Source organism: Pseudomonas sp. R5(2019) (assembly GCF_009905435.1).
In the GTDB taxonomy this organism is placed as follows: domain Bacteria; phylum Pseudomonadota; class Gammaproteobacteria; order Pseudomonadales; family Pseudomonadaceae; genus Aquipseudomonas.
The window spans coordinates 17,202-30,188 of record NZ_JAAAMT010000060.1 but is presented as its reverse complement, the minus strand read 5'-3'; the positions used below and the strand labels follow the sequence as shown (position 1 = coordinate 30,188).

Sequence of the window (12,987 nt, the reverse complement as noted above, 5' to 3'; positions counted from 1 at the left end):
CGATCGAAGAGGCGGCCATGGACCTGGGCGCGCGGCCGTGGAAGGTGTTCTTTTTGATCACCATCCCGATGATCGCGCCGTCGCTGGCGGCGGGCGGGATGATGTCCTTCGCCCTGTCGCTGGATGATCTGGTGCTGGCCAGCTTCGTGTCCGGCCCGGGTTCGACCACTTTGCCGATGGAAGTGTTCTCGGCGGTGCGCCTGGGCGTGAAACCAGAGATCAACGCCGTCGCCAGCCTGATTCTGCTGGCAGTATCCTTCGTGACCTTTTTGGTCTGGTGGTTCAGCCGCCGGGCCGAAATCAGCCGTAAACGCTCGATCCAGTTGGCGATGGAAGAAAGCGTTGCGTCGCCGTCCCCTTCAGAGCGGTCTGCGCGTGAACCCATAAGAAAAGTGGAGTTGTACACATGATGATGTTTGGCAGGACTCTGATGGCCGCTGCCTTTATGAGCGCGATGGCGGCCACCGCCGTCGCCCAGGCCGATGACAAGGTGCTGCACGTTTACAACTGGTCCGATTACATCGCTCCCGACACCATCAAACAGTTCGAGAACGAGACCGGCATCCAAGTGGTGTACGACGTCTACGACAGTAACGAAACCCTGGAAGCGAAGCTTTTGACCGGTAAATCGGGCTACGACATCGTGGTGCCGTCCAACAGCTTCCTGTCCAAGCAGATCAAGGCCGGGGTTTACCAGGAGCTGGACAAGTCGCGCTTGCCGAACTGGAAAAACCTCAACCCGACCTTGCTGAAAAACGTCGAAGCGAGCGACCCGGGCAACCGCCATGCGTTCCCTTACATGTGGGGCACCATCGGCATCGGCTACAACCCGCAGAAGGTCCGTGAAGTGCTCGGCCAGGATGCGCCGGTGAACTCCTGGGACCTGCTGTTCAAGCCCGAGTACGTCGAGAAACTCAAGGCCTGTGGCGTGAGCTTCCTCGACTCGTCGACCGAAGTACTGCCGATTGCCCTGCATTACCTCGGTTACCCGACCGACAGCCAGGACAAACAGCAGATCGCCGAGGCTGAAGCGTTGTTCCTGAAGGTGCGCCCGTCGATCTCCTATTTCCACTCGTCCAAGTACATCTCGGACCTGGCCAACGGCAACATCTGCGTGGCGGTCGGCTACTCCGGCGACATCCACCAGGCCAAGGCCCGCGCCGAAGAAGCCGGTGCGCCTGGGCGCGTGGCCTTCAGCATTCCCAAGGAAGGGGCAGGGAGCTTCTACGACATGGTCGCCATGCCCAAGGACGCCGCCAACGTCGAGGGCGCTTACCTGTTCATGAACTACCTGATGCGCCCGCAGGTGATGGCCGATATCAGCAATACCGTCGGCTACCCGAATGCCAACGCGGCGGCCACGCCATTGGTGAATGAAGAGATTCGCACCGATCCGGGTGCTTACCCGCCGGAGCAAGTGCTGTCGACGCTGTATGCGATTGCGGATTTGCCGATGGCTTCGCAGCGCTACATGAACCGGGCCTGGACGAAGATTCGTTCGGGGCTTTGATCGAGGGCCTGGGGCTGCTCTGCAGCCCTACCGGAGCACGTCCATGTAGGAGCGGACCTGGCCGCGATGGGCTGCGAAGCGGCCCCGGCGATTCTGAAACCGCCGGCACTCGCACGCTGATTTGTAGATGTCACAGGCCCAAGGGGCCGCTGCGCGGCCCATCGCGGCCGGGTCCGCTCCTACAGGCATTGAGGCAAGCCTTGCCCATCCCCCTCAATCACGCTAACCTCCCGCACGTCGCTGCAAATTCAGCGACTGGGTCTGCAAGCCCAAATGTTAGGCGCATAGCGCCACCCATACTGAACAGGCGCTTTTTTTTGCCTGCGATTTATGGTGGTCGTGCGTGGGAGACCTTCGGGTCTGCCGGGTGCCTAACGTACCGGTCTTGCAGACCCGCGCACGGCTACCGCCCATCATCTGCAAGTGATGCCGGTAGTTCCTTTCTTACGTTAGGAGCTTCGTCATGATGAAAATTGTTCCCGATCCACCACCGCTCCGTCCCACCACCATCCTCCAAACCGCTCAATCCCCCTTCAGTTCCTGCAACAGCGCCCACGAATCGCTCTTCCACGTCCGCAGTGGCGTTATCGCCGAAGACGCGTTGACTCACATTTCCCGTCACCTGCAAACCGCCTTCGAAACCTCCACCCGGATCCACAACATCACGCCCATGCTCGACACGGGCTTGCATTGGTCCACGGTCTGGGCAGTAGAGGCTGCCAGGGCGTTGGTCGAGGGGCTGTTGAACGGTGCCGATGACGTGGTGCTGCCGCCCAAGGATGCAACCGGGGTGTTTATTCCCGGCACGATTCGCAAGACGGCCGAAAAGGCATTCGGGCATTTCGGGGCCTGTGATCAGCCGATGTTCAGTGTGCGCAGTGGGGTGATGGCGGAGGATGTGCTGGTGCATGTTTCGCTGTATCTGCAGGCGGCGTATGCCACGGCGAATGAAGTGTGTTTGCTGACGCCGCAGGCGGGGAAGGGGCTGCACTGGGCGACGTTGCATGCCATTGAGGCGGCGTTGGGGCTGACTGAGGCGTTGCTGGAAGGCTCGAGCGGGGTTTAGCTGTTGTCGGTTTTGCGAGAATGAAGACACCGCACAAAGCCTGAAAAACCGGCGTGGATGGAGATGGGTGTGGGAGTAAAGCTTGTCGGGGCGCCGAACCGTCGCGATGGTTTTGCTGCGGTGTGACAGATACACCGCGTAGCCTGCATCGCTAGCAAGCTCTGCCCACACCGATCTTTATTTCTGCCGAAAATGGGCGGGACACTTCAGCTCGTAGGAGCACAGCTTGCTGGCGATGCAGGCGCCGCGGTGCATCTGTCACACCGCGGTGAATCTATCGCCAGCAAGCTGTGCTCCTACAGCTATTGCCCATCCCTTTCAATCACGCTAACCTCCCGCACGTCGCTGCAAATTCAGCGACTGGGTCTGCAAGCCCAAAATGGTGAAAGGCGCAAAGCGCCACCTCCAAATCGCTGGCGTTTTTTTATGCCCGTGATTCGCTTAATGGTGGCTGCGTGCGGGAGGCTTTCGGGCCTGCCGGGTTCCTTTCGCCCCGGTCTTGCAGACCTGCACGTAGCCGCCACCCATCATCTGCAAGTGATGCTGGCGGTTTCATTTGGCGAAAGGAGTATCACCATGATGAAGATCGTTCCAGACCCACCACCGTTCCGTCCCACCACCGTCCTCCAAACCGCTCAATCCCCCTTCAGTTCCTGCAACAACGCTCACGAATCGCTCTTCCACGTCCGCAGTGGTGTTATCGCCGAAGACGCGTTGACTCACATTTCCCGTCACCTGCAAACCGCCTTCGAAACCTCCACCCGGATCCACAACATCACGCCCATGCTCGACACGGGCTTGCATTGGTCCACGGTCTGGGCAGTAGAGGCTGCCAGGGCGTTGGTCGAGGGGCTGTTGAACGGTGCCGATGACGTGGTGCTGCCGCCCAAGGATGCAACCGGGGTGTTTATTCCCGGCACGATTCGCAAGACGGCCGAAAAGGCATTCGGGCATTTCGGGGCCTGTGATCAGCCGATGTTCAGTGTGCGCAGTGGGGTGATGGCGGAGGATGTGCTGGTGCATGTTTCGCTGTATCTGCAGGCGGCGTATGCCACGGCGAATGAAGTGTGTTTGCTGACGCCGCAGGCGGGGAAGGGGCTGCACTGGGCGACGTTGCATGCCATTGAGGCGGCGTTGGGGCTGACTGAGGCGTTGCTGGAAGGCTCGAGCGGGGTTTAGCTGTTGTCGGTTTTGCGAGAATGAAGACACCGCACAAAGCCTGAAAAACCGGCGTGGATGGAGATGGGTGTGGGAGTAAAGCTTGTCGGGGCGCCGAACCGTCGCGATGGTTTTGCTGCGGTGTGACAGATACACCGCGTAGCCTGCATCGCTAGCAAGCTCTGCTCCCACACCGATCTTTATTTCTGCCGAAAATGGGCGGGGCACTTCAGCTCGTAGGAGCACAGCTTGCTGGCGATGCAGGCGCCGCGGTGCATCTGTCACACCGCGGTGAATCTATCGCCAGCAAGCTGTGCTCCTACAGAATCAGGTGGCGTGACTTTCAGGGTCACATCCTGTATAGAATCACGCCACCAAGGGGAGTCCGGCAACGGGCTGAGAGACCGCTGGCACAGCGCGGTGACCCTTCGAACCTGATCCGGATCATGCCGGCGAAGGGATGGGGCTTTGAACCTGCCTTTTTGCCGGCCTCACTGCGAGGCCGTCCCTGTCTGCTGAACACGGTCTCGCTGTCGCCATCTAGAGAGCACAGCACCATGACCGAGCGCTTTACCGAAACCCTTCGCCGCAAGAGCGAGCCCACCTGGTCCGAGGCGGTCGAGCACCGTTTTATCACTGAACTGTTTGCCGGCAGCGTCGATGACCGGGTGATGGCCAACTACCTGATCCAGGACCATCGCTTCCTCGACAGCTTCCTGACCCTGCTCGGCGCGGCCATTGCCACAGCGGACAGTTTTGAGGCGCGGCTGCGTTTCGGCCGCTTTGCCGGCATGGTCTCGGGCGAAGAAAACACTTACTTCTTGCGCTCCTTCGAGGCCCTCGGCGTGACCGAGGCGCAGCGCCGTGAGGCGCCGGATGCGCCCGCCACCGCAGGTTTCAAGGCAATCATGCGCGAAGCTGCACAAACCCGTTCCTATGCCGCTGCGCTGTCGGTGCTTAACGTTGCCGAATGGCTGTATCTGGATTGGGCCATCAAGGCACCGACGCCGCTGCCGCCCAACTTTGTGCACGCCGAATGGGTGACCCTGCACGACAATCCGTTCTTCCGTGATTTCATCGCCTTCCTGCGCTCCGAGCTGGACCGGGTCGGGCCAGCCGAAGAGGCGCTGAGCACTGATTTCTTCTTGCGCGCGGTGAAACTCGAACGCGAGTTTTTCGACGCCGCCTATGCAATCGAGGGTTGACCGATGGATATTTTCGACCAGCTCAAAAGCGCGGCCTCGGCCGAGTGGAGCAGCTATGTGGACCATGATTTCGTTCGCCAGATGGGCGCCGGCACGTTGCCGGAGGCGGCGTTTCGGACCTACCTGGTGCAGGACTATCTGTTCCTGATCCAGTTCGCTCGCGCCTGGGCGCTGGCCGCCTACAAGAGCCGCACTCCGGCGGACATTCGTGCCGCTCAGGCGGGCCTGGCGGCGATCCTCGACGAAACCGAATTGCACGTGCGCTTGTGTGCGCGGTGGGGGCTGTCGCGGGAAGATATTGAATCGGCGCCGGAGCATCAGGCCACGGTTGCCTATACCCGCTATGTGCTCGACTGTGGCGCCGCGGGTGATCTGCTGGAGCTGCACGCGGCGCTGGCGCCGTGTGTCATCGGTTATGCCGAAATCGGTCGTGCCCTGGCCCCCAATGGTGTGGCGGCGCTGGGCGATCATCCGTACCGCGAATGGATTGGCGAATACGCCGGGGACGGTTACCAACAAGTGGCCAGCCAGGCGCGCAAGCACCTGGACGAGCTGGCTGCCCGGACCATGACCGAGCGGCGTTTCGTCGAGCTGACCGGGGTGTTTGCCACGGCGTCCCGATTGGAGGCCGACTTCTGGCAAATGGGGTTGGATGCGCAGCCGCGTTGAGCGGTGCGAATGGGGCGCACCTGCCCATCAATGCCGCAACCGATACCCCGTCTTGAAGATCCAGCTGACCACAGCGATGCAGGCCAGCAAAAAGCCCAACGTCATGCCGATGCTGACCCAGACGTTGACGTCCGCGACCCCATAGAAGCTCCAGCGGAAGCCGCTGATCAAATACACCACCGGGTTGAACAGGGTGATCTTTTGCCACAGTGGCGGCAGCATGCCGATGGAGTAGAAGCTGCCGCCCAGAAAGGTCAACGGTGTGACGATCAAGGCCGGCACCACCTGCAGCTTTTCCCAGCCATTGACCCAGATGCCGATGATGAAGCCGAACAGGCTGAAGGACACGGCCGTCAGCACCAAAAACAGCGCCATCAGCCAGGGGTGGAGAATCTCGAAATCGACGAACAAGCGCGCCGTGGCCAGAATCACCAGACCGAGAATGATCGACTTGGTGGCGGCGGCGCCCACATAGCCGATCAGGATCTCCAGATACGAGATCGGTGCCGACAGCAGTTCATAGATCGTCCCCGAATACTTGGGCATATAGATGCCGAACGAGGCGTTGGAAATGCTTTCGGTGAACAGCGCCAGCATGATCAGCCCCGGCACGATAAAGGCGCCGTAACTGATGCCCTGCACCTGAGTCATGCTCGAACCGATGGCTGAACCGAAAACCACGAAATACAGGGAGGTGGAGATCACCGGTGTCGCCAGGCTTTGCAGCAAGGTGCGCCAGGTGCGCGCCAGCTCGAACCTATAGATGGCGCGGATTGCGTACAGATTCATGCCGAAGCCCTCACCAGGCTGACGAAAATATCTTCCAGCGAGCTCTGGCTCGACTGCAGATCCTTGAAGTCGATGGCGAGGCGGTCCAGGTCCTTGAGCAGTTCGGCGATGCCGGTATGTTCACGCTGGGCGTCGAAGGTGAGCACCAGGGCATGACCGTCATCGAGCAGTTCCAGCGGGTAACCGGCGAGGGCCTCGGGCACGGCGATCATGGGTTGTTTGAGCTGCACGGTCAGCTGCTTCTTGCCGAGTTTGTGCATCAGGGTGGCCTTGTCTTCGATCAGGATGATCTCGCCCTTGCGGATCACGCCGATGCGGTCGGCCATTTCCTCGGCTTCCTCGATGTAATGGGTGGTGAGGATAATGGTCACACCGCGCTCGCGCAGGCGCCGCACCATCGCCCACATGTCGCGGCGCAGCTCGACGTCGACACCGGCGGTGGGTTCGTCGAGAAACAGGATATCGGGCTCATGGGACAGCGCCTTGGCGATCATCACCCGGCGCTTCATGCCGCCGGACAGCTCGTACAGTTTGGCGTGACGCTTGTCCCACAGCGAAAGGTCGCGCAGCAGTTGTTCCAGGAAGGCCGGGTTCGGTTTCTTGCCGAACAGCCCGCGACTGAAACACACGGTGGCCCAGACGGTCTCGAACACGTCGTTGACCAGCTCCTGGGGCACCAGGCCGATTTGCGAGCGGGCGGCGCGGTAATCGGCGCGAATGTCCTTGCCACCGACCAGCACCTGGCCATCGCCGACATTGACGATGCCGCAAATGATGCTGATCAGAGTGGTCTTGCCAGCGCCGTTGGGGCCCAGCAGGGCGAAGATTTCACCCTTGTGGATTTGCAGGTTGATGTTCTTCAGCGCCGGGTGGCCGGACGCATAGGTCTTGTTCAGGTTCTGAACCGAAATCACCGACTGCACAGGAGCTCCATTGTCGGGCGAGGGGTGTGCAATTGTAGGGCGGTGGGATAGGAATTGCCGCTTTAAAAGCATCGCGGGCAAGCCTTGCTCCCACAAAAGCCCGTTATTCCATGGCTATGGAGGCCGTTGTGGGAGCAAGGCTTGCCCGCGATGCGTCTAAGGGACTCAGCGTTTGATACGAATCTTCTGCCAGCTACGATCGCTGGTGAACGACCCGGTATCGCCACGCCAGACAAACAGCGTGGCCCGGTAAAAGGCCGTGATAACCGAGCAATCCAGCCCCCGGATTTTCCTGTAGGCCCATAACCAACCTCGGTGTCGACGTTCAGCTTCCATGTTCATGGTGCAATCCTGCATAAGTAGGCCTCTGCTTACTGTAGTCAGGATCTCTGAGCGATCAATGGTCGTCGGATTCATTTCCTACGGGAACTGGCGAATTTACCCATGTCTGCAGCCTGGCCTGGGCGCTTTTGCGCAAGCGCCCCGGCGCGACCTGGAAAAACTCGCGAAAACAGCGCTGAAAGTGGGCGATGCTGACAAAGCCGGTGGCCACCGCAATCTCGGCCATGCTCTTGTTGGTCTGCAGCAGCAACTGGCGCGCCCGGGTCATGCGCAGTTCCATGTAGTAACGGGTCGGCGAGGCATTCATGTGGCGCATGAACAGCCGCTCCAGGTGCCGGCGCGAGATGTCGGCGCAGCGGGCAATCTCGTCCATGCTCAGCGGTTCGTCGATATTGCTGCTCATCAACTCCAGGGTGAGCTTGAGCGCCTGGGGCAGGGTGGGGTTGCGGTCGATGGCCACCACCGAGACGTCCAGCACCTCTTGCAACTTGTCGCAGCCCAGCACTTCATCGATGGCGCTGACAAAGCCATCGCCGAAACTGCGCCGCACCACCTCCAGCATCATCCCCAGCGAACTGTTGGCCCCGGCGCAGCTCATGCGGTCGCGGTCTACCACGAACGAGCGCGACGACAACTGGGTGCGCGGGAAGTCCTCGCTCATTACCGCCCGGCCATCGGGGTGAAAGGCGCACTGATAACCGTCGAGCAGGCCGGCCTCGGCGAGGAAATACGCGCCGTTCCACAGCCCGCCCAGCATCTGGGCATGGCTGGCCGCCGATTTCAGTCGACTGCGGATCAGCGCCGAGGACTGCAGCTTGACCCGGTAGCCGCCACAGACCACCAGCATGTCCAGCGCATGGTCATCAAAGTGTTCAAGGTTGCAGTCGGTGGCCACTTCAATGCCCAGGTCACTGAGGGCGCGCTGGCCGCTGACGCTGACCACCTGGACCTGATAGAGCGGCGACGGGCTCATCAGGTTGGCGGTGACCAGCGCATCCACCGCACCGGTGAAAGCCATCATCGAAAAGTGGTCCAACAACAAAAAGGCGACGCGCTGTGCCTTGGCGGGTTGACCGGGCTGAGGCCCACCCAGATGAGCCATGTTCTTGGTTTTCAGCAGGCTCTCGAACGAGGTTCGCATGGTAATTCCTGAAGCGAAAAAAGCGGATCACCCATGCTGCCCGATTAGCGTGAATCTGGCGAGTCGGGCATCAGCTCGACTCGCGCTCCAGTAGCTGCCGTTTACGCTCCACGCCCCAGCGATAACCCGACAGATCGCCGTCGCTGCGCACCACCCGATGACAGGGAATGGCCACTGCCAGGTTATTGGCGCCACAGGCCTGTGCCACCGCGCGATACGATGTCGGCGCGCCGATCAGGGCGGCGATTTCGGCGTAGCTGACGGTCTTGCCCACCGGAATTTCGCGCAGCGCTTGCCAGACCCGCTCCTGAAACGCGGTGCCGCGCAGGTCCAGCGGCAGGTCCAGGCCAATGGCAGGTGCTTCGACAAAGCCCACCACTTGCGCCACCCGTTGCTCGAAAGCTGGGTCGCCACCGATAAAATGCGCCTTGGGGAATTTGTCCTGCAGCTGGTGCACCAGCGCGCCCGGGTCGTCGCCCAGCAGGATCGCGCAGATGCCACGGCTGCTTTGCGCCACCAGAATCGCCCCCAGCGAGCACTCACCGACCGCGAAGCGGATATCGGTGTTGGCGCCGCCAGCGCGATAGTCGCCGGGCTTCATGCCGAGCACATCAGCGGATGACTCATAGAAGCGGCTGTTGGAATTGAAGCCAGCGTCGTACAGCGCCTCGGTCACCGTATTGCCGTGCTTGAGCCGCTCACGCAGCTTGCGTGCCCGGTGTGCGCTGGCGTAGGCCTTCGGCGTCAGCCCGGTGGAGGCCTTGAAGACCCGGTGAAAGTGATACGGGCTCATGCCCAGCCGCTCGGCCAGGGCGTTGAGCCCTGGCGCCGGCTCCGAGGCCTCGATGATCTGGCAGGCAGCGGTCACCAGCGCCGCATGCTGGCGGGCAAGGCTGCTCTGGTCGCCGCCGGCTCGCCGACTGGGACGGTAGCCGGCGGCCTGGGCCTGCTCGGCGCTGTCGAAGAACTCGACATTCTCAAGCCGGGGCAGGCGCGAGGCGCTGCTGGGGTGGCAGTAGACCCCGGTGGTTCGTACCCCATAGACGAATTGCCCGTCGGCGCCTGGGTCACGGGCCAGAATGGCTTGCCAGCGCGGGTCGCTGGCGCTGATGGGGAGGCGGGGGGCGGGTTTCATGGGCCTGTCCTGAAAGCACTGAGGTGGCGTCAGTCTGAGCTTACCTTGTCCGGATAACACTCCGGGACTTGCGATTGAATTCCCGGGCCTCATCGCAGGCAAGCCCGGCTCCCACATTGTAGGAGCAAGGCTTGCCTGCGAAGAGGCCAGCACAACCAACACAAACCTTAAACTTCTGAGGTAAGGGCTTACTCCAATGGCCGCCAAGGGCCACCATTACGCACATTCCCCACCGCCTTATCGACCTTGAACCATTCAAAGCACTGCACCGGGCAGCCCTGTAACAGGGCAATTTCTTCCGCACGCTCCTTGGGCGTGTCATGGCTCAGCCATTCCTCGGCCAGATCCGGGGCCAGCACGACCGGGCGACGGTCATGAATATCGACCATGCCGCCCTCGGCGTCGGCGGTCAGGATGACGAAGCCATCGTCGGCCGCAGGCTCCGCGTGGGGCGGGCTGAACTGGCCAATGCTGGCACAGAAGATCGGCTCGCCGTTTTTCAGGCGAATCAGGTAAGGCTGTTTATGCTTCGGGTCATCGGGGTCGGCCACCCACTCGAACCAGCCGTCGATGGCGGCCAGTGCCCGGTGTGGCCAGATCTGGCGGAAATAGGGGCCGTGGGCGACTTTCTCGACCCGGGCATTGATGCGCCGGGCGGTGCCCTTGTCCCAGTTCGGCTTCCAGCCCCAGCGCACATCGGCGGCGAGCAGATGCACGCCCTCACAGCGCAGCACGGCCGCCATGCTCGTCGGCGGCAGGTTGTAGCGATTCAATGGCTCATCGCCGACGGTATTGACCAGCGCGTTGGGCATGCTCAGGGCATCGACGAAATCGTGGATGCCCCGGTATTGGGAAAGTCTGCCGCACATGGCCGTCACCCTGGTGTGCCGGGCTGATCGCCGGCTTACACAGTAAGACCGGGACGGCGTCCAGGCAACACGCTCAACGGTAATAGCGACGATCGTCACGGTCACGGTCACGGTCGCGGCGGTCATCCCGGTCATCGCGATCATAATCGCGCGAATGGCGATGATCACGGTCGCGCCAGCCGTCATCGCGGTCATCGTAATGGTGGTGATAGCACCCGGACAGGCTCAACAACAGTGCCACCAGGGCAAACTTGGGCAAATGGGTCAACACGGTCTTCTCCTCAAGCACGTCGATCATCGTGCGTGGTGCTAAGACCTTGTTTTTGTTGCCGTGTTTGATGGGGGGTGGAAAATATTTCATTGTCGACACAAACCCTGTAGCCGCTGCCGTCAGCCTGCGAAGGACCGCGAAGCGAGCGCAGGGCCTTGAGACCGCATCGGCGCCCGCGGCAGCGGCTACAGGACTTGGTAGCAATCTGCAGTGCTGATTCCTGTCATCAGCAATATGTTAGTAGAAGTATCCTACAAAACCGGTCGACTATCATGACCTTGGCCCCGGGATGCTTGACGTCTAGTATTTTTCGCCTTCTCCATGTAAAGCCCAACAAACGACTCTGCTCACTCACAACTCTCTCCCGAAAAATCTTTTGCACGCTCTCCCATGATGGAAGATCGGCACACACTGTATGGAGCCTGGATGAGCAAATATATTTCGGCGACGGCCTATAGAGGCCGCTCACTTCTTTTGGTCCTTTCGGTGACAGTATTCTTCGTTGGATTTACTGAATTTATGCTCTCGTCTATGCTCTCGCCCCTTGCTGTGGCGTTTGAGACCACGTCGGTAGGTGCTTCATGGCTAGTGTCTAGCTACGCACTTTCCTACGCTTTGGCGGCGCCCCTGTTTGGTTATTTTTCAGATCGAACGAATAAACGTAAGTTGTTGCTGCTGGCGTTGTTGTTTTTTGCAGTGGATGGGCTTGCAGTAATATATACGCCAACGTTGGAGGTCGCCATTATGTTCCGGGTTTTCGGTGGAATTGCGTCGGCGGCACTCATTCCAACAGTATTCTCATTACTGTCTGATCTTGTCCCCCTTTATAGTCAGGCTGGGGCCATGGGGGTCGTCATGCTGGGTATGACTGTCGGAATTTCATGTGGGCCGGCGTTGGCTGGAGTACTCACAGATATTCTCGATTGGCGTGCGCCATTTTTGCTCAGTTCTGTGGGATGTCTATTAACGTGTGTCGTTGGATTTTATTATCTTCCGTTACAGTCGCCCCCGTCCACGGCCAAGAAGCCCACGTTTGATGGGTTTCGTAAGTGGTTTGTGCTGAGACCTGTTTTGGCAAAGGCAGCGTGGAATGGAACAAGCATTTCTGCCTTCCTCCTTTCCGGTGAAGTTCTTCGGCAACGATATGGTTTTGGTCCTGCCGAAGTAGGTTTGACGGTGGTGGCTTTTGGTGTCGGGTTGGGCCTCGGGAACTTGACTGCAGGCCCGCTTCGAAAAGTGTGTGGTCGAGAGGAAGGAGTACTTGTTCTTGTCAGTGCTTTGTTGATTCCTGCTGTTTCCATTTTTATGGTTTTGGAACTCGCTATTTGGGGATCGATTGTGTGTTTATTATTTTGGGGCGCTGCACTGGGCGCTGGAGCACCCTTGAGCACAGTTGTGCTGGCGGCAAGAGCAGGGCCAGACAAAGGAGTCGTTTTAGCTATTGCCGAAACGTTTAATAATTTAGCGATATTGACTGTAATGCCCTTGGCAACTTCGATGTTGGTTTTTGGTGGGGCTGGCCTTGCATTGATTGTGATCTTGATAGGGTTGGGAGTTGGTTTGATGCTGACGGTTATCGACTTTTATTTCCTCAAGCCCAATCTGTCTAGACTAAGTAATTTACTCATCAGGCCCCGCGGTCGTAAATAGACTTTTGGATGTAGGACATTGACCTCCCTCAACGCACTGCGTAGCCTTGCACCCTCGAGGTTCTGCGGCCCAGGTCGCAGCTAAGACGGGAACGCGGTCAATGCCGCGGCTGCCCCCGCAACTGTAAGCGGCAAGGGTTAGGGCAAGGCCACTGCGCATGCGCGGGAAGGCGCCTTGACCGCCAATGAACGGCATGCCGCAAGCCAGGAGACCTGCCTCGGACAGCTTCTCACTACAACCGGGCGGGGTGATCCGGTGG

General features: G+C 60.0%; 14 protein-coding genes and 2 riboswitches. Of the genes, 7 read left to right on the top strand and 7 right to left on the bottom strand.

Going from position 1 to position 12,987, the window contains the following annotated elements; genetic code table 11:
• From GUY40_RS25275 to tenA, 6 genes are all read left to right on the top strand, one after another.
• A partial coding sequence (locus GUY40_RS25275) for an ABC transporter permease subunit (RefSeq protein ID WP_256675864.1) occupies positions 1-410 on the top strand: 410 nt, incomplete at its 5' end.
• Complete coding sequence (locus GUY40_RS25270; protein ID WP_166571640.1) at positions 407-1,510, top strand: polyamine ABC transporter substrate-binding protein; 1,104 nt, start codon at positions 407-409, stop codon at positions 1,508-1,510. The genes GUY40_RS25275 and GUY40_RS25270, both read left to right, overlap by 4 nt.
• A 463-nt stretch (positions 1,511-1,973) precedes the next feature.
• Positions 1,974-2,576: a hypothetical protein gene (locus GUY40_RS25265; protein ID WP_166571639.1), complete on the top strand. Its 603-nt coding sequence runs from the start codon at positions 1,974-1,976 to the stop codon at positions 2,574-2,576.
• 576 nt (positions 2,577-3,152) lie between these two features.
• On the top strand, positions 3,153-3,755 hold the full coding sequence (locus GUY40_RS25260) for a hypothetical protein (RefSeq protein ID WP_166571638.1): 603 nt from the start codon (positions 3,153-3,155) through the stop codon (positions 3,753-3,755).
• 346 nt (positions 3,756-4,101) lie between these two features.
• A riboswitch (TPP riboswitch) is annotated at positions 4,102-4,212 on the top strand.
• 79 nt (positions 4,213-4,291) lie between these two features.
• Complete coding sequence (locus GUY40_RS25255) at positions 4,292-4,939, top strand: TenA family protein (RefSeq protein WP_166571637.1); 648 nt, start codon at positions 4,292-4,294, stop codon at positions 4,937-4,939.
• A gap of 3 nt (positions 4,940-4,942) precedes the next feature.
• The gene (gene tenA / locus GUY40_RS25250; RefSeq protein ID WP_166571636.1) at positions 4,943-5,608 is read left to right on the top strand and encodes a thiaminase II; all 666 of its coding nucleotides are present in this window, start codon (positions 4,943-4,945) and stop codon (positions 5,606-5,608) included.
• 27 nt (positions 5,609-5,635) lie between these two features.
• On the opposite strand, the gene GUY40_RS25245 is transcribed toward tenA, so the two are convergent.
• From GUY40_RS25245 to GUY40_RS25215, 7 genes are all read right to left on the bottom strand, one after another.
• Positions 5,636-6,397: an ABC transporter permease gene (locus GUY40_RS25245; protein WP_166571635.1), complete on the bottom strand. Its 762-nt coding sequence runs from the start codon at positions 6,395-6,397 to the stop codon at positions 5,636-5,638.
• The gene (locus tag GUY40_RS25240; protein ID WP_166571634.1) at positions 6,394-7,320 is read right to left on the bottom strand and encodes an ABC transporter ATP-binding protein; all 927 of its coding nucleotides are present in this window, start codon (positions 7,318-7,320) and stop codon (positions 6,394-6,396) included. The genes GUY40_RS25245 and GUY40_RS25240 overlap by 4 nt, the downstream gene beginning before the upstream one ends.
• Before the next feature lie 165 nt (positions 7,321-7,485).
• Positions 7,486-7,662: a hypothetical protein gene (locus GUY40_RS25235; protein WP_166571614.1), complete on the bottom strand. Its 177-nt coding sequence runs from the start codon at positions 7,660-7,662 to the stop codon at positions 7,486-7,488.
• A 55-nt stretch (positions 7,663-7,717) separates the two neighbouring features.
• Positions 7,718-8,803, bottom strand: coding sequence for a GlxA family transcriptional regulator (locus GUY40_RS25230; protein WP_166571633.1), 1,086 nt, complete (start codon positions 8,801-8,803; stop codon positions 7,718-7,720).
• A gap of 70 nt (positions 8,804-8,873) precedes the next feature.
• Positions 8,874-9,938 carry a bifunctional DNA-binding transcriptional regulator/O6-methylguanine-DNA methyltransferase Ada gene (ada, locus tag GUY40_RS25225; RefSeq protein WP_166571632.1) on the bottom strand — a complete coding sequence of 355 codons (1,065 nt, stop codon included), beginning with the start codon at positions 9,936-9,938 and terminating at the stop codon, positions 8,874-8,876.
• A 188-nt stretch (positions 9,939-10,126) separates the two neighbouring features.
• Positions 10,127-10,807, bottom strand: a complete 681-nt coding sequence (locus GUY40_RS25220; RefSeq protein ID WP_166571631.1) for an SOS response-associated peptidase — start codon at positions 10,805-10,807, stop codon at positions 10,127-10,129.
• 73 nt (positions 10,808-10,880) lie between these two features.
• Positions 10,881-11,078: a hypothetical protein gene (locus tag GUY40_RS25215; protein ID WP_178117965.1), complete on the bottom strand. Its 198-nt coding sequence runs from the start codon at positions 11,076-11,078 to the stop codon at positions 10,881-10,883.
• Between the two features lie 426 nt (positions 11,079-11,504).
• Here GUY40_RS25215 and GUY40_RS25210 point away from each other — a divergent pair, with 426 nt between their 5' ends.
• A complete protein-coding gene (locus GUY40_RS25210; protein WP_166571629.1) occupies positions 11,505-12,728 on the top strand; it encodes an MFS transporter in 1,224 nt (407 codons plus the stop codon).
• A gap of 40 nt (positions 12,729-12,768) precedes the next feature.
• Positions 12,769-12,963: riboswitch (cobalamin riboswitch) on the top strand.
• The last annotated feature ends 24 nt before the right edge of the window (positions 12,964-12,987 follow it).

Coding starts and splice junctions, on each gene's coding strand:
- GUY40_RS25230 (WP_166571633.1), bottom strand. CDS start 8,803: ATGCGAACCTCGTTCGAGAGCCTGCTGAAAACCAAGAACATGGCTCAT.
- GUY40_RS25265 (WP_166571639.1), top strand. CDS start 1,974: ATGATGAAAATTGTTCCCGATCCACCACCGCTCCGTCCCACCACCATC.
- GUY40_RS25270 (WP_166571640.1), top strand. CDS start 407: ATGATGATGTTTGGCAGGACTCTGATGGCCGCTGCCTTTATGAGCGCG.
- GUY40_RS25260 (WP_166571638.1), top strand. CDS start 3,153: ATGATGAAGATCGTTCCAGACCCACCACCGTTCCGTCCCACCACCGTC.
- ada (WP_166571632.1), bottom strand. CDS start 9,938: ATGAAACCCGCCCCCCGCCTCCCCATCAGCGCCAGCGACCCGCGCTGG.
- GUY40_RS25255 (WP_166571637.1), top strand. CDS start 4,292: ATGACCGAGCGCTTTACCGAAACCCTTCGCCGCAAGAGCGAGCCCACC.
- GUY40_RS25235 (WP_166571614.1), bottom strand. CDS start 7,662: ATGAACATGGAAGCTGAACGTCGACACCGAGGTTGGTTATGGGCCTAC.
- GUY40_RS25210 (WP_166571629.1), top strand. CDS start 11,505: ATGAGCAAATATATTTCGGCGACGGCCTATAGAGGCCGCTCACTTCTT.
- GUY40_RS25245 (WP_166571635.1), bottom strand. CDS start 6,397: ATGAATCTGTACGCAATCCGCGCCATCTATAGGTTCGAGCTGGCGCGC.
- GUY40_RS25220 (WP_166571631.1), bottom strand. CDS start 10,807: ATGTGCGGCAGACTTTCCCAATACCGGGGCATCCACGATTTCGTCGAT.
- tenA (WP_166571636.1), top strand. CDS start 4,943: ATGGATATTTTCGACCAGCTCAAAAGCGCGGCCTCGGCCGAGTGGAGC.